Source organism: Streptomyces sp. B1866, from assembly GCF_031932565.1.
In the GTDB taxonomy this organism is placed as follows: domain Bacteria; phylum Actinomycetota; class Actinomycetes; order Streptomycetales; family Streptomycetaceae; genus Streptomyces.
Window position 1 is genome coordinate 1 of sequence record NZ_JAVSCF010000671.1, and the last position, 277, is coordinate 277.

At 67.5% G+C, this 277-nt stretch carries 1 protein-coding gene; it reads left to right on the forward strand.

The annotated features are described in order from the left end of the window. A partial coding sequence (locus RKE29_RS30720; RefSeq protein ID WP_312008946.1) for an acyltransferase domain-containing protein occupies positions 1 to 277 on the forward strand: 277 nt, incomplete at both ends.

A 277-nucleotide genomic window follows, 5' to 3' on the forward strand; every position in this document is an offset into this window, starting at 1 on the left:
CGAGGCGGAGCTGCTGGAGGTGCTGGCGTCGGTTGAGCCGGTGTCCGGCCAGATCCCGTTCTACTCCACTGCTGTCGGTGAGTTCATCGACACGAAGGCGCTGGACGCCGGGTACTGGTACGGCAACCTGCGTGGCCGGGTGGGTTTCGAGCCCGCGATCCGGGCGTTGGTGGACAGCGGCACCGGGTTCTTCATCGAGATGTCGCCGCATCCGGTGCTGACGATGGCGGTGGAGGAGACGGTTCAGGCGCATGGCGCTCAGGACCGGGTCGCGGTC